An 18924-nucleotide genomic window follows, 5' to 3' on the forward strand; every position below is an offset into this window, starting at 1 on the left:
GCCTCTAGCCCAGGGCATCCCGTCGATCGCTGGCCGATCTACCAGTGGTGATGCAGTTCACTCCTGTGAGATTATCCGTCGTATGACGGGTTCCTTGCCGCCACCGCGCCGCTCCCGAGGCCAGGTCTGGGCAAGTGTGCTCGCCTTCCTGAGCGCGGCTATGGGTATCGCTGTGGCGGTAGTCGCCGCTATTGTGATCGGCTCAATCAACGAGCAGTTCGATCGCGTCACCGGCAGTCCTCCCACGGCACCGATGACGTTCGCTGTGGTCATCACCGTCATCGTGAGTCTGCTCATGATCGCCTTTGGCGTGTGGTGCTACCTCGCAGGCTCGCGCACCGGGTCAACGGTCGTGACCGCTGTCTGGGCGCTGTTCTCGATCGTGCTCTGCACCGCCTGCATCACGCCGGGGTGGTTCACCGGCGCTTTCCTCTACGCGGATCCTGGCGGCTCCGGCCGCTACAGATACATGGCCTTCGTCGAGCTGATCCCGAGCTGGCTTTCCACCGCCTCACTCGCGCTGGCCATCGGCAAGGTGGTGACGTTCTTCGCCGCGGCGATACTGCTGTCGGCGACGCACTCACGAGCCGCTCGGCCGACCCGGCTGCACCGCCTGCTCCGGTTGTCCCACCGTCGGGTCTGCTGCACCGATAGGTGACAGTTTCAGTCACGCGGCCTGACTGGCCGGTGGGGTCATGATGGTCTCGTACTCGATTGGGGTCAACCGGGACAGGGATCGTTGGCGTCGTCGGCGGTGGTAGGTACGTTCGATCCAGGTAAGTTGTGTTCTCACGGTGACGCACGGCGCAGCCGAGCTGCTCGCGTTGGCCGGGGCGTTACGCCAGCTTCACCCCGTGACCCGACGCCGCCCCGCCGAGGTCGGGCAGCGGGCGTCGGCAGACCTCGTGGGCCTCGTCGGGCGGTAGGCCGAGCAGGCGCAGCAGGTCCTCGGCGACCCGGTCGGCGGCTGCGGCGTCGTCGCGCTCCGGATGGTCGTGCAGCAGCTGCCCGAGGGCCAGCGCGGCGCCGGCCACGGTCACCATCGCCAGCTCCGGGTCGCGCACGCTGAACCGGCCGGCACGGACGCCGGCGGCGATGTCGCGCCGGGCCCGCGGTGCGAGGCCCTTGTCCGAGCCGGCCAGCGTCAGGCCCGAGCTGAGCAGGACCCTGCTCAGCTCGGGCTGCCGGCGGTGCAGGCGCCCCGTCAGCCGGAAGCTCTGCGCGAAGACGTGGGCCGGGTCGTCCAGGCCCACCGTCACCTCGTCGAGCAGGGCGCCGTAGCGGTCGAGGGCGTCCTCGACCGCCGCCTCGATGAGCTGTTCGCGGCTGTCGAAGTGGTTGTAGAACGATCCCATCCCCACGTCGGCGGCCCGGGTGAGTTCGAGGATCGGCACGTTCGGCTTGCCGGCGGCGATGAAGGTCTGTGCGGCGCGTACGAGCGCCGAGCGGGTGTGCGCCTTGCGCCGTTGCAGGCGGTTGGGCGCGTGCTCGGTCTGCTGAGCCATGCCGGCGTGCTCACCTCTCCCGGGTCGGTCTGTGACCACCTTAACCCAGCGGGAACTCAGTGCTGACGAAATCGTCATCTGGCCTTGACTGACGCTACCCTCGTAAGTGACGATTTCGTCAACTTCGAGGGGGTGGGGACATGATCGAGCACCACGACCCGCACACCGGCCTGCACAGCGAGCAGGGCGCGCTGCCGGGCGAACACCCGGGCCGGGCCCGCAACCCGACCGTGAAGGTGCACGACCTCGCCTGGCTCGAGTTCCAGAAGCCCGATCTCGACCGGGCCGAGGCGTTCGCCCGGGCCTTCGGCTTCACCACCGCACTGCGCACCGCCGACGAGGTGCACCTGCGGGGCACCGACGCCGGCTCCCCCTGCGTGCTCATCCGCCGGGGCCCCCGCTCGCGGTTCCTCGGTCCCGCCTTCCAGGCCGCCGACGGGCCGGACGTGCTGCGGCTCGCTGAGGCGACCGGGAGGACGATCACCCGGCTGCCGGAGAGCCTGGGCGGGGTGACGGTGGACCTGACCGACCCGAACGGGACGCGGGTCCGCGTGGTCGCGGACACCCACGAGCTTCCCGCGCTGCCCGCGCGGCGGCCATCGGCCTTCAACGTCGGGCACGACGTGACGCGGGTGAACGCCACCCAGCGGCCGCCGCGAAAGCCGGCCGGGGTGCAGCGGCTGGGCCACGTCGTGCTGCAGACGACGAAATACCTGGAGACCCTCGACTGGTACCTGGAGCACCTCGGCCTGATCGTCAGCGACTTCCTCTACCACCCCGGGCAGCGCGAGCGCGGCCCCGTGATGAGCTTCATCCGCTGCGACCGCGGCAGCACCCCCACCGACCACCACACGCTCGCGATGACCCTCGGCCCGGCCAACCGGTACGTGCACTCGGCCTACCAGGTGCCCGATCTCGACTCGCTCGCGGCGGGTGGGGAGCATCTGCTCGACCGGGGCTACCGACGGTCCTGGGGGATCGGCCGGCACATCCAGGGCAGCCAGATCTTCGACTACTGGCGCGACCCCGACGGCTTCCTCGTCGAGCACTTCACCGACGGCGACCTGTTCGACTGCACGCTCGAGCCGGGCTGGGCGCCGATGACCGCCTCCGGGCTCGCCCAGTGGGGTCCACCCGCCACCACCGACTTCCTCGGCGTGAAACCCGGCCGGGAAGCACTTCGCGAGCTGCGCACGGTCGTCGGCGCGCTGCGCGCCGACAACGAGTTCGACCTCCACCGCCTCCGTGGCCTGATGAAAGCGGTGACCTCATGAGCACCTCCGTCCTGCGCACCGCCGACGCCTGGTGGGTGCTCACCCCGACTGGCGCCGCCCGGGTGCCCACCAGCGCCACCACCACCGGCGAACTGCTGGCCGACCGGCCCGCGATCCGCGCGGCCGCGGCGAGCGGCGGCACCGTCGCGGTGGAGGACCTCGAACTGGTCTCCCCGGTGACGGCGCCCTGCCGCGTCGTCGCCCAGATGACGAACTTCGTCTCGCATGTCAGGGACACGAACGGCAACCCTGAGACCGTCCCGTTGACGTTCTTTCGGAAGACCTCGGGCTCGATCTCCGGCCCGTACGCCGATGTGGTCCGCCCCGGCCACGTGACGTTGCTGGACTACGAGGTCGAGATCGGGTTGGTCTTCGGCCGCTCGATGCCGGTCGGCACCGTCGTCACCGACGACAACCTCGCCGACCACGTCGCCGGGGTGGTGGTGACCAACGACGTCTCGGCCCGCGATGTCCAGCTGCCCAAGACCCAGTTCTACGAGGCCAAGTCCTACCCGACGTTCACCCCGGTCGGTCCGGTGCTGGCGCTGCTCGACGCCGACGAGCTCAAGCGATTCACCGACCTGCGGCTGAGGCTGTGGGTCAATGGCGAACTCCGGCAGGACATGACGGCCGCCGACATGATCTACCCACCGGTCCGGGCGCTGCAGGCGCTGACCCGTTTCCAGCGGCTCGACGCCGGCGACCTGCTGCTGACCGGCACACCCGTCGGGACGGCCCTGAGCGCACCGCCGAAGCCGGTCGAGATCATCGCCTCGCTGCTGCCGCCCACGGTCAAGTGGCGGATGTTCTTCAAGGGTCAGGCCCGCAACCCCAGGTACCTCGCCGACGGCGACGTCGTCGAGGCCGCCATCGCCACCGACGACGGCGCGATCGACCTGGGCCGGCAGCGCACGGTCGTGCGGTGGGTCCGATGACGGGGGACCTGCTGTGGCCGGACTACGCCGCGCCCGACGACCTGGCGGCGATCGAGGCCGTGCCGCTGGCGGCGCGGGGCCTGCCCGAGACGACGTACGCGCTGCTGGCCCGAGCGGCGACGAACTGGCCGGATCGGACGGCCGTCAGCGTCCTGCCGGACGCCGCCCGCTGGCGGGATCCGCTGCGGCGTACCTTCGCTGAACTCCTGGCCGACGTCCACCGGCTGGCGAACCTGTTCCACGACCTGGGCGTGCGGCGGGGCGACGCGGTCGCGCTGCTGTCACCCAACTGCGCCGAGCTGCTCACCGCGACGCTGGCCGGGCAGCTCGCCGGCATCGCGGCGCCGCTGGGTGGCGGCCTGTCCCGGTCGCACCTCGCCGAACTCCTGCGCCGTTCCGGCGCCCGTGTGCTGGTCACGGCCGGGCCCGAACTGTGGCCGGACGGGTGGGACACCGCGCAGGCCCTCGCCCGCACCGGTCTGCTCGACGCGATCCTGGTGCTGCGGCCCACCGGGGCGAAGGGAACGCCCCGGCCGCTGCCGACCATCGAGGGCGTGCGCGTCGGCTACCTCGGCGACCTTGCCGCGCCGAAGAACCCGGCAGCCTTCGCCGGTGAGCTGCCCCGAGCCGCCGACCTGGCCGCGATGTTCCACACCGGCGGCACCACTGGCGCCCCGAAGCTGGCCGCGCACACGCACGCGAACGAGGTCTGCGACGCGTGGATGCTGGCGGCCGGCTCCGGGTTCGACGAGGAGAGCGTGGTGTTCGCGGCGCTTCCGCTGTTCCATGTCAACGCCCTCGTCGTCACCCTGCTCGCACCGCTGTTCAAGGGCCAGCCCGTGGTGTGGGCCGGTCCGTTGGGCTACCGCGACGAGGCACTGTTCGGCGTGTTCTGGAAGATCGTCAGGCACTACCGGATCGCCGCCATGAGCGCGGTGCCCACCGTGTACGCCGCACTGGCTCAGCTCCCGGTCGACGACGACATCAGCAGCCTGCGGTTACCGATGGTGGGTGCGTCGCCGCTGCCCGCCGCGGTCCGGGACGGCTTCCAGACCCGCACCGGGACACCCCTGGTCGAGGGCTACGGGCTGACCGAGGCGACCTGCGCGAGCACGCGCAGCTTCCCCGACGCGCCGCGACCCGGCTCGGTCGGGCAGCGGCTGCCCTACCAGCGGGTGCGGGTCGTCGCCCCGGACGGCACGTGGGCGGAGCGACCCGTCGGCGAGACCGGTGTGCTGGCCATCAGCGGGCCGACCGTCTTCCCCGGCTACGTCGTCGACCGCGACGAGAACGGGCCCGTCCTGGACGGGCTCGGCAAGCTGGTCGACGGCTGGCTCGACACCGGCGACCTCGCCCACCTCGACGAGGACGGCTTCGTCCACCTCGCCGGCCGGGCCAAGGACCTGATCATCCGCGGCGGCCACAACATCGATCCCGCCGTCATCGAGGACGCCCTCCTGACCCACCCGCAGGTCGCGGCGGCCAGCGCCGTCGGACGCCCCGACGTGCACGCCGGGGAGGTGCCGGTCGCGTACGTCACCCTCGCGCCCGGCGCCACCGTGACCGCGGACGAGCTGCGCGTCTGGGCGAGCGAACGGGTGCCCGACCGCACCGCCGCGCCCAGGTCCGTGACGGTCCTCGACCAGTTGCCCGTCACCGCCGTGGGTAAGCTCTACAAGCTCGCTCTGCGCCGGGACGCCGCCCGCGAGGAGCTCCGCGCCGCGCTCGACCGGATCGCCGGGGTGCGGGACGTCGCGGCCATGATCGAGGGCGATTCCATCGTGGCCACCGTGACGGTGCATTCCTCCGTCCCGGAGGAGGCGGTCAGGGCGGTCCTGGGTCGTTATGCCATCGAGTGGCGATTGGCGGTCGTCTCATGAGGCTGGTGGCACGGTGACCAGTGTTCCGGTCGTCATCGTCGGCGCGGGTCCCTCCGGGCTCGCGGCCGCGACGCTGCTCGCCCAGTACGGCGTGGAGTGCCTGGTGCTCGAGCGGTGGGAGTCGGTCTATCCGCTGCCCCGCGCGGTCGCCCTCGACGACGAGGTGCACCGCATCCTCGCCCGGCTGGGGCTGCGGGAGGAGTTCGCGGCCATCTCCCGGCCGCACCGGGGCCTGCGGCTGGTGGACCGGAGCCTGCGGGTGCTGGCCGAGTTCCCCCGCGACGTGACGCCGGGCCGGCACGGCTATCCGCAGGGGAGCCTGTTCGACCAGCCGGAGCTGGAGGCGATCCTCCGCCGTAACCTCGGCAGGCACGGCAGCGCCACCCTGCGCGGCAACTCCGAGGTAACCGCGCTGGACCAGGACGCCGACGGCGTGTGGGTGAGTGTCACCGACAGGGTCACCGGCGCGCCCGACGTCATCCGGGCGGCCTACGTCCTGGGCTGCGACGGCGCCAACGGGCTGACCCGGGCCGCGATCGGCGCCGGCATGCACGACCTCGGGTTCACCCAACGCTGGCTCGTCGTCGACGTGGCCACCGAGGCCGCCCTCGACCACTGGGAGGGGGTGCACCAGCTCTGCGACCCGGCCCGCGCCGGCACGTACATGCGGATCGGCCGGACCCGCTACCGCTGGGAGTTCCTGCTGGCACCGGGCGAGACCGCCGACGACTTCCGGGACCCGACCCGGCTGCACCCGCTGATCGCGCCGTGGACGGGCAACGTCCCCCTCGCGGAGCTGACGGTCGTCCGGGTGGCCGACTACACCTTCCGCGCCCAGGTCGCCGACCGGTGGCGGGATAGGCGGATCTTCCTGCTCGGCGACGCCGCCCACCTCACCCCACCGTTCATCGGCCAGGGCATGGGCGCCGGGCTGCGCGACGCCATGAACCTCGCCTGGAAACTCGCCGGCGTGCTCGACGCGAGCCTGCCCGACAGCGTCCTCGACACCTACCAGATCGAACGCGGGCAGCACGCCCGCGCCATGATCAGGCTGGCGAAGCTGGTCGGCACCGCCATGACGGCCGGCGGCCGGGTGGGGGACCTGGTCCGCCGCGTGCTGGCGCCCCGCCTGCACCTCGTACCCCGCCTCCAGCGCCTCGCCACGGACAGTGAGACACCCCCGCTGCGCCGGTCCGCCCTGGTGACCCGGCCACGGCTGCGTCGCAGCGTCGCGGGCCGCCTCTGCCCGAACGCCGTCCTCGACGGCCACCTCCGCTTCGACGACGTGGCGGCGGGCCGGTTCGCGATCGTCACCTCCATCGAGCCCTCGGCCGGGCAACGGGCCGAGCTGACCCGCCGGGGCGCGGTCGTCGTCGACGCCCCACCGGGCAGCGAACTGCACCGGTGGCTGGCCGGTGGGCGCGCACGGGCAGCCCTCGTCCGCCCCGACGGCACCGTCCTCGCCGCCGGCAGACAACTGGCCGGCCTCTGCCGGGCGCTGCCCACGCCGACGTCATCGGCGGCGGCGCGCTGGTGGGCGTGTTCCGCAGCATCCGCCAGACGCTGATCCTGCTGGTGTCGATCCCGTTCGCGTTCGTCGGCGCGTTCGCCCTGCTGCTGGTCACCGGCACGCCGCTGGGCGTCGCCGCGCTCATCGGCATCCTGATGCTGATCGGCATCGTCGTCACCAACGCCATCGTGCTGATGGACCTGGTCAACCAGTACCGCGAGCGGGGCATGAGCGTCGCCGAGGCGGTCGTGGAGGGCGCCCAGCGCCGGCTGCGCCCGATCCTGATGACCGCCCTGGCGACCATCTTCGCCCTCCTGCCGATGGCGCTGGGCATCACCGGTGAGGGCGGGTTCATCTCCACCCCGCTGGCCGTCGTCGTCATCGGCGGCCTCGTCACCTCCACCCTGCTCACCCTGGTCCTGATCCCGGTCCTCTACACGATGGTCGAGGGCCGCCGGGAACGCCGCCAGGCCCGCCGGAGCAGCCCCGCGCCGCAGCCCGAGACCGTGGCCGGGGAACCGGTCCCGGTCGCCTGACGAGCCTGGCGACCTCGGCCCGCACCCCGGCCGGCACGCGTGATCCGCGTGCCGGCCGGGGTGCGTCCGGTTGCGCGGGCCCCACCGGGGCGACCCTGCGTGCCACCCGACGCGCTTCATCGAGCCACCTCCCGGGCGACGGTGATGTTAACGTTCACGTCGATACCCAGCGTGACGTTCGCATTCGCGTCTGTCAACGCATGCATCGACGAAGGTCGAGCAAGATGCGTCGCGTCGCAGGTCGCGATCGCCGGTCGGCGAGGCTCGACGCCCCACTGTCGGCCCGCGAAGGCCGTGCTGCGGCCTCGCCGGAAATCATCTATTGACACCGACGTTTATCCGCCTGTTACATGGGGTGGCCGGGGTCATGTTAACGGTAACAGGGCATTGTCGAGTCGGTCGGCCGGAGCCACGGCGCCTCAGTCAGGCGTCGCGCCTGCACCGGCCGCAGACGGCCACGACGCCCGGCGAACGCAGACAACGCATGCCCGGGTACGCGCCGGCGGCTGGGCACCTCCGGCCGCGTCCCGGGGCGACCGAGCGTGCCCGCACCAGGGGCGCGCAGCGGCGGCCCCGGGGCCCGGGTCGCGCCGACCAGCGACCGACGGTCCGGTCGCGCGCACGACGTGCACACAAGGCAACGAGCAGAGGTGGGCCCGCAAGGCGGCTGCCGACCCCACGTCCTTCGGCCACACAGAGCTCCGGCTCCGAACCACGAGAAGGGATGTCACCAATGGATCCAACCTCCCCGCACCTGAGCCGTCGACGGCTGCTCACCGCCGTCGGGCTCACCGGCATCGCCACGGCCACCGGGCTGTCCCGGATGGGACTGGCCCTGGCCACCGAGGGGCCGCAGAGCTACACCCCCACCTGGGCGTCCGTCGACCAGCACCCGCCGGCTCCCGAGTGGTTCCAGGACGCCAAGTTCGGCATCTACTACCACTGGGGCGTGTACAGCGTCCCGGCGTTCGCCAACGAGTGGTACCCGCGCAACATGTACAACAACGGCTCCGGCGAGAACAACCACCACAAGAGCGTCTACGGTGACCCGTCGGTGTGGCCGTACCACAACTTCATCAACGGGGCCAACGACAAGGCGGGCAACTGGGTGCAGTTCGCGCCGAAGCTCAAGTCCGCCGGCGGCAACTGGGACCCCAACGAGTGGGCGCAGCTGTTCGTCGACGCCGGGGCGAAGTTCGCCGGCCCGGTGGCCGAGCACCACGACGGCTTCTCCATGTGGAACAGCCAGGTCAACGAGTGGAACTCCGTCGCCAAGGGACCCCGCCTCGACCTGCTGCGGTTGCAGGCGGACGCGATCCGGGGCAAGGGACTCAAGCTGTGGGCATCGCTGCACCACGCGTTCAACTTCACCGGCTACTACCAGTGGGCGCCAGCCCAGTCCGACGTCAGCCTGAAGAAGCTCTACGGCCAGCTCGGCTCCACCCCCGAGTACCAGCTCTGGTACGACAAGCTGCGCGAGGTCATCGACGGCTACCAGCCGGACATCATCTACCAGGACTTCGACCTGTCCAAGATTCCGGAGTCCTACCGGCTGAACTTCCTGTCGTACTACTACAACAAGGCCGTCTCCTGGAACAAGGACGTCGTCGCCACGTACAAGGACGGGTTCAACAACCGCGGTGAGGTCTACGACTTCGAGCGCGGCGGCCCAGCGGTCATCCAGACCCCGTACTGGCTGACCGACGACAGCGTCTCCAGCTCCAGCTGGTGCTACACCCAGGGCATCGGCTACTACTCCACCAAGTCGCTGCTGCACGCGCTCATCGACCGGATCAGCAAGAACGGCACGATGGTGCTCAACATCGCGCCGATGGCCGACGGCACCATCCCGTCGGCGCAGCGCACGATCCTGCAGGGCTTCGGCGACCACCTGCGGCGGTTCGGGGAGGCGGTCTACTCCACCCGCGCCTGGTCCGTGCACGGCGAGGGCCCCACCCAGATGGGCGGCGGTTCCTTCCAGACCCCCCGCGAGGGCAACGGGCAGGACATCCGCTTCACCCGCACCAAGGACAACACCGTCCTGTACGCCACCGTGCTCGGCTGGCCGGGCGCCACCCTGAACATCACCACGCTGGGCTCGAACCGGATCAACCTGAGCACCCTGACCTCGGCGCGGCTGCTCGGTACGACGGCCGGCACGTACATCGACCTGCCCAACCGCACCCAGGACGGCTCCGGGCTGCACCTGACCATGCCGTCGGCCACGGCACCGTTCAGCGCCCTGGCGTACGTGGTGAAGCTGACCTTCTCGGGCCAGATTCCGACGCTCGGCTCCGGCCCCACCCCCACCGGGTACGTGAAGATCGCCAACGGGGCGACCGGCCTGGTGCTGGACAGCGGGGGGAGCGTCGCCTCGGGTGCGGTGGTGAAGCAGTGGAACGACGTCAGCAGCACCAACCTGCAGTGGCAGCTGGTCGACGTCGGCGGCGGCTACTACCGGATCGTGAACCGGGCCAACGGCATGGTCGTGGACAGCTGGGGCAACACCGCGAACGGGGCCAGCGCGCTGCAGGCGCCGTGGAACGGTGGGAACAACCAGCAGTGGCGGCTGAACAGCGTGGGCAACGGCCGCTACCAGATCATCAATCGGGGCACCGGCACGGCGCTGGACGGTCTGGGTAGTTCCACCGCCGGGTCCACGGTCGCCATGTGGGCCCCGAACACCAGCACCAACAACCAGTGGAGCATCACCGCCGTCTGATTCCGCCGGCCACGGTCGCCGTTCGCCAACTCCGGTAGGGCGACCCCCGGATCCGATGGGATCAGTCGAGGTCGCGGTAGTAGTAGAACATCGGCTCGGGTGCCCCGGGCTCGACGTTGGTGAAGCCGTGCGCCTCGTAGAAGCGGCGGGCGTCGACGTCCGCGCCGTCGACGGTGGTCTCCAACGATCCGGCGCCGCGTTCGCGGGCCAGCCGGCAGGCGGCCTCCAGCAGGGCGTGTCCGTGCCGCTGTCCGCGCGACCCGGGCCGCACGTAGAGCTCGTCGAGGGTGGCCACCGGACCGGCGGCTGAACGCCGGCCAGTACACCGAGTTCGGCTTCCAGGGCACCGGGTCCGCCAACGGCCTGGCCCCGGTGTGCACCGCCTCCTGAGCACCACCTGTCCTGGACGGGCGCGAGCCGCCCGTCCAGGACAGGGGAGTCGATGCCGCTGACGAGACTCGGGTCAGGCCGTGGCCGTCGTGGGAATGTCCGTGCCGGGCCCGGTGAACGGCTACCTGCCGCGCTGGTCGGCGGCGGCGACCGGGCCGAGGGGGCCGGGAGCGACCAGCGGGGCGACCGATTCGCGGACCACGATGTGGGTGCCCAGCACGACGTGCTGCGGCTCGGTGGGGCGTAGGGCGAGCCGGACCGCGGTGCGGCCGAGTTCCTCGGTGGGGATCCGCACCGTGGTGAGCGCCGGCGTGACGTTGACCGACAGCGGAATGTCGTCGTAGCCGACGACGGAGACGTCCTGCGGGACGCGGACCCCGGCCTCGCGGAGCGCCCGCAGCACGCCGGCGGCGACCATGTCGGTGGCGGCGAAGATGGCGGTGAAGTCGACGCCCAGGCCGAGCAGCCGTCGGGTGGCCGCCTGGCCGAACGCCTGGCTGAACTCGCCGGGGACGATCAGCGTGGGGTCGAGCGGCACCCCGAACGCCTCGTGTGCCCGGGTGAAGCCCTTGACGCGGTCCAGGCTGGTGGTGTGATTGGGCTGGACGTTGCCGAGGTAGACGATCCGGCGGTGCCCCTGGGACAGCAGGTGGCTGGTCATGGCGTAGGCGCCACCCTCGTTGTCGTACTCCACGACGGTGGCCGGCACGCCGTCGCCGAGGGGCGGCCGCCCGCACAGGACGAGACGGGAACCCGCCTTGTCCAGCGCGTGCGCGAAATGGATCATGCGCTGCCGGTGTTCCTCGTCGAGGAACCCGCCGCCGACCAGGATGACCGCCTCGGCGCGCTGCTCTCGCATCGCCTCGACGACCGTCAGCTCCCGGGCCGGATCACCGTCGGTGACGCAGATCAGGCACAGTCGCCCCTCGGCGGTGGCCTGCTGCTCGACTCCCTTGGCGACATAGGCGAACGAGGGGCCGGTGACGTCCTCCATGACGAATGCGATCATGCCGGGGCCCGCGCCCTTGAGCGCGCGGGCCTGGGCGTTGGCGACGTAGTCCAGGTCGCGGACCGCGCGCTGGACCCGGGCGCGCGTGGCGGCCGAGACCGGGTAGTCGCCGGCCAGTACCCGGGAGACCGTCGCCGGGGACACCCCGGCGCGGGCGGCGACGTCCTTGACCGTGGCTCGTGGGCTCATGTCGGAATCACCGGCGCCAGGTCGCATGGCTGGATGCTACGGCAGGGCGGTGCGGGGCCCGACCGACGTGGCGGGCCATCATGCGGCCCGGAGCAGCTCGTGCTGACGGACCTGGTAGCGCAGGGGCCGCCCGGTGAGCAGCCGCTCGAGCTCGTCGGCGATGTGGCTGCCCATCCGGGCCAACTCGTTGCCGTGCGAGCCGGCCACGTGCGGAGTGAGGAACACGTTGGGCAGGTCGAACAGCGGTGAGTCGGCGGGCAGCGGCTCGGGGTCGGTGACGTCGAGGACGGCCGAGATCCGGCCGGTGGTCAGCTCGTCGACCAGCGCCGGGGTGTCCACCAGCACCCCACGGGCCGTGTTGATCAGGACGGCGCCGTCGCGCAGGAGCGCCAGGCGACGACGGTCGAGCAGGTGGTGGGTCTCCGGTGTGGCCGGCGCGTGCAGGCTCACGATGTCGCTGGTGGCCAGCAGTTCCTCCAGCGGCACGTTCGGCACGCCCGACACGGTGGCGTAGGGGTCGTACAGACACAGCCGAAGGTCGTGCCGGCGCAGCAGCCGGATCACCTGACGGCCGGTGCGGGAGGCTCCGACGATGCCCACCCGGCGGCCGAAGTTGCCGACGGAGGGCGCGATCTGCGCCACGGTGAACGTGCGTGCCGCGTGGTAGCGGTCGTGCAGGGCGAACACGCCCTTGCCGGCCAGCAGGACCATCGCGGTCGTGTACTCGGCGACCGGGGTCGCGTTCGCCTCGGCGGCCGAGCAGACGGTGATCCCGCGTTCCCACACACCGTCCGTGACGTGCGGCTTGATGCTGCCCGCAGCGTGCAGGACGGCGCGCAGCCTCGGCGCGGCGGCCAGGAAGGCGTCGTCCAGCGGGGGGCACCCCCAGCCGGTGATCAGCACTTCGAGGTCGCGTAGCCGGTCTGCGGCCCGCGGGTCGTCGAACCGGTCCACCGCCAGGTCGGCGTCGATGTCCACGAGCGCGGTGATCCGGCGCCGGACGGGGGTGGGGAACAGCAGCGGCAGGTGCACCGGGCTCATGGCGTACAGCGCCGTCGGGCGTTCGGTCACGGACGGTCCCCCACTCGTGCTATCTCAGGAAATCGTTCTCTACGATATGGGCTCTGCGGGCGTCCGGTCAAGGCGAGCGCCACCCTTGCCGTGGAACGCCTGGACGTGCGGCGATGCGACGAGCGGCCAAGTCGGCCGGCAACGTGCTCGCAACGAGCCCTTGCCTTCTCCGCTTTCCAGTCCTAGCCTCTGGAGAACGTTTTCTACTCGACTCTCGGGCCACGCCGGCAATGCCAACCCCTTAAGGGGACGTGACCCACCAGTCCGCCGAAGGAGTCGTCCGATGACCCCGCTGCGCAGACGTACCGCCGGTGCCCACCCGCCGCCGACCGGGGCCGTGCCGAATGCCTCCGGCGCCCGCCGGCACCCGAGGACCCCCGGCCCGGAGGCCCGGTCGTGAGCGCCTCCCCACCCCGCCGCCCGCCGGGCGGGCGGCTCGGGCGCTGGGCCCTGCTCCTGCTCGCCGCCCCCGGTGTCTGCTACTTCGCGGTCTTCGCCTATCTGCCGATGGCGGGGCTGGTGGTCGCCTTCAAGGACTTCAACATCCGGGAGGGCATCTTCGGCAGCCCGTGGAACGGGCTGGCCAACTTCCGGTACTTCTTCGAGACCGGGGACGCCCCACGGATCGTCTTCAACACCCTGTTCCTCAACGGGCTGTTCCTGGCCGCCACGCTGGCCTGGGGACTGCTGCTGGCGCTCATGCTCAACGAGATCCGGTTGCACCTGTTCAAACGGGTCGCCCAGTCGGTGGTCTTCTTCCCGTACTTCGTCTCGCCGATCGTCATCAGCGTCATGCTCCAGGTGCTGCTGGCCGGCGTCGGTGGCGAGGGCGGTGCGCTCAACGACGCGCTCAGCGTCCTGCACCTGCCCGAGGTCAGCTGGTACACCGAACCCGGAGCATGGCCCTGGATCCTGACCGTGGTCAAGGTCTGGCAGCTCGGCGGCTACCTGTCGGTGATCTTCCTGGCGGCGATCACCGCGATCTCCCCGGACGTGTACGAGGCCGGTGTCATCGACGGCGCGAGCCGTGCCCGGATGGCCTTCTCCATTACGGTGCCGCTGCTGCGGCCAACCGCCGCGGTCCTGCTCGTGCTCGGTATCGGCCGCATCTTCTACGGCGACTTCGCGACCATCTACGCGATCGTCGGAGACAACGGGGTGCTGTTCTCGACGACCGACGTGATCGACACCTACGTGTTCCGCGCCCTGCGTAGCCTGGGCGACTTCGGCACCACCGCCGCCGTGGGCCTGTTCCAGGGCCTCGTCGGCCTGGTCTTCGTCACCGCAGCCCTGATCATCCAACGCCGGTACGCACGAGAGAGCAGCCTGCTGTGAGCACCGCGACCATGCCCAGCCAACTCCCGACCTCGCCCGCCGCGCCGCCCGCGAGGGCGGCCCGGCGCCGGCGCCGGGCCGTCGAGCCGTTCACCGTCGTCAGCTACCTGACGGTGACTCTCTTCGCCCTGTTCTGTCTGGTCCCGCTGTGGATGATCGTCGCCGGGTCGTTCACCGACGAGAGCGTGTTGTCCCTGCGGGGCTACAGCCTGCTGCCCGACCCGTTCTCGGTCGACGCGTACGCGCAGCTGTTCAGCGGCCGGGCCATCGGCCGCGCGTACCTGGCGACGCTGTTCATCACCGGGGTCGGCACGGTGCTGTCGGTGGCCTGCACCGCCGGCCTGGCCTGGGTGATCGCCCGCCGGCTGCGGCCGGTGAGCCGGCCGCTGACCGTCTTCACCTACCTGCCGATGCTGTTCAGTGGCGGCCTGGTGCCGATCTACCTGCTCGTCACACAGGTCCTGCACCTGCGCGACAGCTGGTTCGCGGTGATCCTGCCGCACCTGATGATGCCCTTCCTGGTGTTCATCACGGTCGCCTTCTTCCAGCAGATCCCCACCGAGATCATGGAGTCCGCCCACGTCGACGGGGCCGGTGAACTGCGGATCTTCTTCCGGATCGTGCTGCCGTTGGCCAAACCCATCCTCGCCGTGATCGCGCTGTTCTACGCCGTGACCTACTGGAACGAGTGGTTCATGGCGATCCTGTTCATCTCGGACCCGGACAAGTACCCGCTGCAACTGCTGCTGCAGAACCTCATCGCCAACGTCACCAACGCGACCGTGCTGCCCGGCGGCAGCGCCCCGGTGGTGCCCGTCTACCAGCTGCGGCTGGCCCTCACCGTGGTCACCATCGGGCCGATCATCCTCGCCTATCCCTTCGCCCAACGCTACTTCGTCAAGGGCCTCACCCTCGGCGCCACGAAGGGCTGACCCCCGAGGCCCACCCCCACCCCCACCCCAAGGAGAAGCCCCATGTCCCACCCGCTCACCCGCCGAGGCTTCCTCGGCCTCACCGGAGGGGCCGGCGTCGCCGCGCTGCTCGCCATGGCCGGCTGCGGAGACGACTCCGCAGCGAGTTCCGACACCGTCCGGATCCTCGTCCCCGGCACCGTGCCACCCGGCTGGGAGGCGGTCAGCCGGAAGGTCAACGAGAAGCTGAAGGCCGACACCGGGCTGAGCCTGGACGTGCAGTTCATCAACTGGCAGAACTACCAGCAGCAGGCCCTGCTCAAGTTCACCTCGGGCGAGACGTTCGACACCGCCCTGCAGGCGCTCTGGCTGAACATGGCCCAGCTCCAGCAGGACGGTGCGCTCGCCGACCTGACCGCCGAGGTCGACAAGCACCAGAACCTGCGTGCCACCCTGGACGACCGGCTCATCAAGGCCAACCGGTGGGACGGCAGGCTGTGGGGGATCCCGCAGGTCAACAGCGCCGGCCGGTGCCAGCACTTCGCCGTCCGGCAGGACCTCGCCGACAAGCTGGGCTTCGGTGAGATCACCGACTACGACACCCTCGAACGGTTCTTCTACGCCGTCAAGCAGCGCGGCGGCGGGACCATCCCGTACGGGCACAACTCCGCCAGCGGATACCTGGGCGTGGTGCCGTACCCGGCCGGAATGTTCAACGTCCAGTCCTGGCAGGATCCGCACACCATCGCCCGCGCGTTCACCGGTCGGGGCATGTTCTTCGTCTTCGCCAAGGACGCCGCCCAGACCCGGGCCAGCCGTCCGGTGCCGTTCTGGGACGATCCCGGCGTCCTCGACGCGATGCGCCGCATCCGTCGCTACTACCTCGACGGCATCATCAACAAGGACGCCACCAACGCCGACGTGGACACCGTCAAGAGCCAGTGGGCGGCCGGCAAGTACGCGGCGACCTGGGCGATGACCGACGGCACGACCAGCAACGTGATGCCGGCGCTGACCAAGGCGGTCCCGGGGGCGATGGTCGCCGACGTCATCCCGTACGGCAAGGGCCTGAACGCCAAGCCCAACCAGACCTTCCAGGCGGACAACCTCGTCGTGGTCAACGCCAACGGGGGGAATGTCGGCAACGCCATGCGGCTCCAGGACTGGGTGTCGGTCAAGGAGAACCACGACCTGCTCGAGTACGGCATCGAGGGCACCGACTGGAAGCCGGTCGGCGAGGACCGCTTCGAGGCGCTCACCCAGTACTCCAGCTTCCCCGGCTACGCGGTCTCCTGGCGGGCCAGCCTCGAACGCAATGCCTCCTACATGACCGAATCCGAGGAGCGGGTGTTCAGCTGGGCCCAGGACTACGACAACTTCACCGTCGACCCGTTCGCGTCGTTCGTCCCCGACAACAAGCCGGTCGAGCAGCAGATCGCCGCGATGACCACCGTCATCACCCAGTACGCCAACCCGCTGTACTACGGCGTGGTCGACGTCGACCCCCAGCTCGACAAGCTCAAGAAGGCTGCGGCGGCGGCCGGGGTGGACAAGCTCCTGGCGGAGATGGAGAAGCAGGCCGACGCCTACCTGGCCAAGAACGCCTGAGCACCGTCACCACCGAGTTCACCGACGTCACCTCACGGACGGACGAAGATGCCGGACACCGAACGCGACGTGCCCGCCCTGCACCACCGGGACACCGGGGCGGGGGAGCCGACCCTGCTGCTCGTCCACGGATGGGGCGGCGACCTGCGGGTGTGGGAGCCGATCCGGTTCCCGGGGCACCGCACCGTCGCCGTGGACCTGCGTGGCCACGGCCAGTCCCCGGCGCCGCCGGACGGCTACCGGCCCCCCGACCTCGCCGGTGACCTGGCCCGACTGCTCACCCGGCTGGGCATCGGGGCGGTGGTGGCCGTCGGCCACTCGATGGGCGCGCAGGTCGTCACCGCCCTCGCCGTCGAGCATCCGGCGCTGGTCTCCGCCCTCGTGGTGATCGATCCCGCGTACGGCGCCGACGACGAGGAGGCGGCCTCCTTCCACGACCGCCTGGCCCGAATCCGTGCCAGGGGCGCCCGGGCCGCGCTCGATCCGGCCGACCCGCTGCCGCCGGGGGTGCCCGAGCAGATGCTCGCCACCCCCGGTCCGGTGCTCGCCGCCTGCTACGCCGGCCTGTACACCGACCCGGGAGCGTTCGGGCACCGGCCGGCCACCGAGGCGTACCTGCGCCGACGTACCCAACCGGTGTTGTGCCTGCGCTCGCTGGCGGAGCCCGCCCGGTGGGAGGCGGCCCAGCCCGCTCCGCCCGGCTCGCGGGTGGTGGTGTGGCCGGGCACCAGCCACTTCCTGCACCTCGAACACCCCGACCGCACCAGCCGTCTGATCACCGACTGGCTGCACCGATGACCAGGATCCTGCTGTTCACCCGCACCACCGGATTCCGGCACGACTCGATTCCCGCCGGGGTGCGGACGATGCGGGAGCTGCACGACGCAGCGGAGAACACCGAGGACCCGGCCGCCTTCACCCCCGACAACCTGGCCCGGTTCGCCGCCGTGGTCTTCCTCAACACCAACGGCGACGTGCTCACCGACGCCGGCCGGACCGCGTTCGAGGCGTACGTGCGCGGCGGGGGCGGCTTCCTGGGTGTGCACTCGGCCGCGGCCACCGAGTACGGGTGGGCGTTCTACCGCGAACTGGTCGGTGCCTGGTTCGACCGGCACCCACCGGTCCAGCCCGCGAGGATCACGGTGGCCGAGCCCCGGCACCCGGCGACGGCCCACCTGCCGACCACCTGGGAGCGGGTCGACGAGTGGTACGACTTCCGGTCCCGCCCGGACGCCCGGGTGCTGTTGCGGGCCGACGAGTCGACCTACCGGGGCGGCACGATGGGTGGTGACCACCCGCTCGCCTGGTGCCACGAGCGGTGCGGCGGGCGGTCCTTCTACACGGCGCTCGGCCACACGGTCGAGTCCTACGCGGAACCGGAGTTCCGCGCGCATCTGGCCGGCGCGCTGCGGTGGGTGGCCCGGGCCAGGTAGCCCGGCGCCGCGCGCGAGTGGGTACGGTTTTCGATGCGTGGAAGCACAGGCATCGAACACGTCGCCGGGGCGGGAACGGCCAGCCCGGTGGCGACGGTCCGGGGGGGGAGCGAGATAGCCCAGCGCAGGGCACTGGTGGTTCGGGGCGGATGGGAGGGGCACGAGCCGGTCAGGGCGACGGAGTTGTTCATCCCGTTCCTCGAAGGCAGCGGCTGCGCGGTGCGGATCGAGGAGTCGACGGACGTCTACGCCGATGCCGCCGAGAACCGCGTCGTCGAACACGGCGCCGCCCTCGGCGTCGACGTCGAGATCGTCACCAAAGACCCCCAAATCAAGGGCTTCAGCGTGGTCAAACGGCGATGGGTCGTCGAACGCACCATCGGCTGGCTCATGCACCACCGCCGACTCGTCCGCGACTACGAAACCCGACCCGACAACTCCGCCAGCATGATCACCATCGCCATGATCGACAACCTCGCCAACGTCTCACCGCCGAAAACACCCCAACCTGGCGAGAACCCCTAGAGCCACAACATGCACAAAATACGTGAATCAGACGTCCTCTCAGGGCGCCGTCTGGACCGGTTGCCCCGAATGGCCGGGAGAAGATCCGTGT

Annotated in this window: 15 protein-coding genes and 2 pseudogenes; 13 read left to right on the forward strand and 4 right to left on the reverse strand. The window is 70.8% G+C overall.

Annotated features, from left to right (window positions below; all coding sequences use genetic code 11):
• Positions 1 to 136 precede the first annotated feature (136 nt).
• On the forward strand, positions 137 to 658 hold the full coding sequence (locus tag LPA42_RS02910) for a hypothetical protein (RefSeq protein WP_077939530.1): 522 nt from the start codon (positions 137 to 139) through the stop codon (positions 656 to 658).
• A 178-nt stretch (positions 659 to 836) separates the two neighbouring features.
• Here LPA42_RS02910 and LPA42_RS02915 read toward each other — a convergent pair whose 3' ends face one another.
• Positions 837 to 1505 (reverse strand): TetR/AcrR family transcriptional regulator, encoded by a 669-nt coding sequence (locus LPA42_RS02915; protein ID WP_077939531.1) that lies wholly within the window; start codon positions 1503 to 1505, stop codon positions 837 to 839.
• Positions 1506 to 1645: 140 nt separating this feature from the next.
• Here LPA42_RS02915 and LPA42_RS02920 point away from each other — a divergent pair, with 140 nt between their 5' ends.
• The 6 genes and pseudogenes from LPA42_RS02920 (at position 1646) to LPA42_RS02945 (ending at position 10362) form a co-directional block, all read left to right on the forward strand.
• Entirely contained in the window at positions 1646 to 2779 is a 1134-nt protein-coding gene (locus LPA42_RS02920) for a VOC family protein (protein ID WP_077939532.1), read from the forward strand.
• Complete coding sequence (locus LPA42_RS02925) at positions 2776 to 3714, forward strand: fumarylacetoacetate hydrolase family protein (protein ID WP_077939533.1); 939 nt, start codon at positions 2776 to 2778, stop codon at positions 3712 to 3714. The genes LPA42_RS02920 and LPA42_RS02925 overlap by 4 nt, the downstream gene beginning before the upstream one ends.
• The gene (locus LPA42_RS02930) at positions 3711 to 5594 is read left to right on the forward strand and encodes an acyl-CoA synthetase (protein ID WP_077939542.1); all 1884 of its coding nucleotides are present in this window, start codon (positions 3711 to 3713) and stop codon (positions 5592 to 5594) included. The genes LPA42_RS02925 and LPA42_RS02930 overlap by 4 nt, the downstream gene beginning before the upstream one ends.
• Positions 5560 to 7161, forward strand: coding sequence for a bifunctional 3-(3-hydroxy-phenyl)propionate/3-hydroxycinnamic acid hydroxylase (locus LPA42_RS02935; protein ID WP_077939534.1), 1602 nt, complete (start codon positions 5560 to 5562; stop codon positions 7159 to 7161). Before LPA42_RS02930 ends, LPA42_RS02935 begins: the two co-directional genes overlap by 35 nt.
• Positions 7083 to 7553 (forward strand): annotated as a pseudogene (locus LPA42_RS02940) (efflux RND transporter permease subunit); the annotation flags it as partial. The gene LPA42_RS02935 and the pseudogene LPA42_RS02940, both read left to right, overlap by 79 nt.
• An 820-nt stretch (positions 7554 to 8373) precedes the next feature.
• Positions 8374 to 10362 (forward strand): alpha-L-fucosidase, encoded by a 1989-nt coding sequence (locus tag LPA42_RS02945; RefSeq protein WP_077939535.1) that lies wholly within the window; start codon positions 8374 to 8376, stop codon positions 10360 to 10362.
• Between the two features lie 61 nt (positions 10363 to 10423).
• On the opposite strand, the gene LPA42_RS02950 is transcribed toward LPA42_RS02945, so the two are convergent.
• From LPA42_RS02950 to LPA42_RS02960, 3 genes are all read right to left on the reverse strand, one after another.
• On the reverse strand, positions 10424 to 10657 hold the full coding sequence (locus LPA42_RS02950; protein ID WP_198956712.1) for a GNAT family N-acetyltransferase: 234 nt from the start codon (positions 10655 to 10657) through the stop codon (positions 10424 to 10426).
• A 216-nt stretch (positions 10658 to 10873) separates the two neighbouring features.
• The gene (locus LPA42_RS02955; RefSeq protein ID WP_198956713.1) at positions 10874 to 11950 is read right to left on the reverse strand and encodes a LacI family DNA-binding transcriptional regulator; all 1077 of its coding nucleotides are present in this window, start codon (positions 11948 to 11950) and stop codon (positions 10874 to 10876) included.
• A gap of 78 nt (positions 11951 to 12028) precedes the next feature.
• A complete protein-coding gene (locus LPA42_RS02960; RefSeq protein ID WP_077939538.1) occupies positions 12029 to 13021 on the reverse strand; it encodes a hydroxyacid dehydrogenase in 993 nt (330 codons plus the stop codon).
• Between the two features lie 396 nt (positions 13022 to 13417).
• Here LPA42_RS02960 and LPA42_RS02965 point away from each other — a divergent pair, with 396 nt between their 5' ends.
• The 6 genes and pseudogenes from LPA42_RS02965 to LPA42_RS02990 all read left to right on the forward strand — a co-directional run.
• On the forward strand, positions 13418 to 14356 hold the full coding sequence (locus LPA42_RS02965) for a sugar ABC transporter permease (RefSeq protein ID WP_043968211.1): 939 nt from the start codon (positions 13418 to 13420) through the stop codon (positions 14354 to 14356).
• Positions 14353 to 15288, forward strand: coding sequence for a carbohydrate ABC transporter permease (locus tag LPA42_RS02970; protein ID WP_077939539.1), 936 nt, complete (start codon positions 14353 to 14355; stop codon positions 15286 to 15288). The genes LPA42_RS02965 and LPA42_RS02970 overlap by 4 nt, the downstream gene beginning before the upstream one ends.
• Before the next feature lie 42 nt (positions 15289 to 15330).
• The gene (locus LPA42_RS02975) at positions 15331 to 16875 is read left to right on the forward strand and encodes a DUF3502 domain-containing protein (RefSeq protein WP_077939544.1); all 1545 of its coding nucleotides are present in this window, start codon (positions 15331 to 15333) and stop codon (positions 16873 to 16875) included.
• Positions 16876 to 16923: 48 nt separating this feature from the next.
• Positions 16924 to 17673: an alpha/beta fold hydrolase gene (locus LPA42_RS02980; RefSeq protein WP_077939545.1), complete on the forward strand. Its 750-nt coding sequence runs from the start codon at positions 16924 to 16926 to the stop codon at positions 17671 to 17673.
• Complete coding sequence (locus tag LPA42_RS02985; protein ID WP_043968218.1) at positions 17670 to 18308, forward strand: ThuA domain-containing protein; 639 nt, start codon at positions 17670 to 17672, stop codon at positions 18306 to 18308. The genes LPA42_RS02980 and LPA42_RS02985 overlap by 4 nt, the downstream gene beginning before the upstream one ends.
• A 261-nt stretch (positions 18309 to 18569) precedes the next feature.
• A pseudogene (locus LPA42_RS02990) lies at positions 18570 to 18859 on the forward strand (transposase); the annotation flags it as partial.
• Positions 18860 to 18924 lie beyond the last annotated feature (65 nt).

Source organism: Micromonospora sp. DH13 (assembly GCF_020873825.1).
Lineage (GTDB): Bacteria > Actinomycetota > Actinomycetes > Mycobacteriales > Micromonosporaceae > Micromonospora > Micromonospora haikouensis.

What these genes read in the sequence shown, in the direction of transcription:
- LPA42_RS02985 (WP_043968218.1), top strand. Translation starts at nt 17,670, where the DNA reads ATGACCAGGATCCTGCTGTTCACCCGCACCACCGGATTCCGGCACGAC.
- LPA42_RS02945 (WP_077939535.1), top strand. Translation starts at nt 8,374, where the DNA reads ATGGATCCAACCTCCCCGCACCTGAGCCGTCGACGGCTGCTCACCGCC.
- LPA42_RS02935 (WP_077939534.1), top strand. Translation starts at nt 5,560, where the DNA reads ATGCCATCGAGTGGCGATTGGCGGTCGTCTCATGAGGCTGGTGGCACG.
- LPA42_RS02980 (WP_077939545.1), top strand. Translation starts at nt 16,924, where the DNA reads ATGCCGGACACCGAACGCGACGTGCCCGCCCTGCACCACCGGGACACC.
- LPA42_RS02955 (WP_198956713.1), bottom strand. Translation starts at nt 11,950, where the DNA reads ATGAGCCCACGAGCCACGGTCAAGGACGTCGCCGCCCGCGCCGGGGTG.
- LPA42_RS02975 (WP_077939544.1), top strand. Translation starts at nt 15,331, where the DNA reads ATGTCCCACCCGCTCACCCGCCGAGGCTTCCTCGGCCTCACCGGAGGG.
- LPA42_RS02915 (WP_077939531.1), bottom strand. Translation starts at nt 1,505, where the DNA reads ATGGCTCAGCAGACCGAGCACGCGCCCAACCGCCTGCAACGGCGCAAG.
- LPA42_RS02920 (WP_077939532.1), top strand. Translation starts at nt 1,646, where the DNA reads ATGATCGAGCACCACGACCCGCACACCGGCCTGCACAGCGAGCAGGGC.
- LPA42_RS02925 (WP_077939533.1), top strand. Translation starts at nt 2,776, where the DNA reads ATGAGCACCTCCGTCCTGCGCACCGCCGACGCCTGGTGGGTGCTCACC.
- LPA42_RS02930 (WP_077939542.1), top strand. Translation starts at nt 3,711, where the DNA reads ATGACGGGGGACCTGCTGTGGCCGGACTACGCCGCGCCCGACGACCTG.